This window comes from Mycolicibacterium xanthum, assembly GCF_019710635.1.
In the GTDB taxonomy this organism is placed as follows: Bacteria; Actinomycetota; Actinomycetes; order Mycobacteriales; family Mycobacteriaceae; genus Mycobacterium; species Mycobacterium xanthum.
Genome location: NZ_JAIFZS010000121.1, coordinates 1 through 1,560 on the forward strand (window position 1 = coordinate 1; position 1,560 = coordinate 1,560).

Annotated in this window: 1 protein-coding gene; it reads left to right on the plus strand. The window is 67.8% G+C overall.

Annotated features, from left to right (window positions below; genetic code table 11):
- Positions 1–60: 60 nt before the first annotated feature.
- On the plus strand, positions 61–1,560 hold a 1,500-nt coding region (locus tag JDV09_RS26280), incomplete at its 3' end, for an MFS transporter (RefSeq protein ID WP_255606082.1).

Consider the following 1,560-nt stretch of genomic DNA (forward strand, 5'->3'; position numbering starts at 1 on the left):
CTTGCCGCGACTCGACCCTGGGGATCGAGGCGGCGTTCGAGTGGGGTGTGAGAATACCCCATGCCCATTGGCGCAACCGGCGGCAGTGAAGCGCGTCCACCGATCACGGTGGGGATGCTGCTCGCCGCGCTGGGCCTGGCGATTGCCTTCGCGATCCCGGGCATCGACCCGCGGCTGCTGACGTTGAATCTCTCGGCGATCAGCCGGGCGCTCGATGTGCCCGCTGGTCATCTGGGGTTCTTGGCCAGCGTGGCGACGCTGGTCGTGGCCGCCGCGATGTTGGCGGTGGGAAACCTGGGCGACACCTACGGGCTCAAGCGGCTGCTGGTCTACGGGCTGGTGGCGCACATCGGTGTCGAGTTGCTGTCCGCGCTGTCCACGAACTATCCGTTTCTGCTGGTGATGCGGGTGGCCGATGGGGTGGCGCTGACCGCGCTGGCCGGGCTGGCGTTGGCGTTGCTGACCGTGTCGGTGCCGGCGACGATTCGGCCGGTGGCCATCGGCATCGTCATGGCCGCCGATGCGGTGTTGTACGGGGTGAGCCCGCTGGTCGGCGGTTGGGTGGTGGGGACCTGGGGCTGGCGGGGCGTTTTCCTGGTCACTCCGGTGCTGGCGCTGGCGGCGCTGGTGCTGATCATCCGGTATGTCGACGAGCCGCCGCGCCAGCACGCTCGCGTGCTCGACGTCCCCGGCGTGGGCCTGTTCGGGGTGGCGTTGTTGGGCGTGGTCTATGGGCTCAGCGCGGCGCAGGACGGGTTCACCTCCGCGCGCGCCTGGGTCCCCCTCGTCGGTGCGGGGCTGGCCTTCATCGCGTTCGTGCGCCATGAACGGCAGGCGAAACACCCGGCTTTGGACCTGGGGCTGTTCACTCGGCCGGGGTTCGTTGTGGGGGTGCTGGCGGTGTTGACCATCGGCTTTCTGAGCGGGGGTTTCAGTGTTGTGCTGGGCCAGTTCGGCGAACTGATCCTGGGACTGTCGGCAAGGACGATCGGCTTGGTGTATCTGCCGGGCACCCTGCTCCTGGCGGCGGTGAGCATCCTGGCCGGGCATCTGGTCGCCAAGTACAGCGCTCGCCCGGTGTTGATTGCCGGTCTGCTGGTGCTGGCCGTCAGTGGAGTGGTGATGGCGATCGGCGCCTCGCCGACGATGGCGTTGTGGGTGCTGGTGCTGGTGACGTTCTTGCTCAACCTCGGCGCAGACCTGACGTCCACCCCGGCTGCCGACACGACCCTGTCCTACGCGGCGCCGGACAACGCCGGGTCGGTGTCGGCCGCGCGTTCGACCTTCGGGACAGCCGGCTATGCCCTGGGCCCAACGGTTTACATCCTGTTGTTCAACGTGTTCTTCCGCCGGGAGTGGCTGGCCGATGCCGAGTCACGCGGACTGTCGGCCCAACAGGCCGAGCACGCCGTGGATGTGGTCAGGAACTCGCTGGTACACAACCCGGGTGTGCCGATACTCGAGTCCGACCTCGTCCAGCAGGCTTCCGGACTCACACTGGACTGGGACTTCAGCAACGCTGTCCGGCTCACGATGCTGACCGTCACTGTCGTCCCGTTG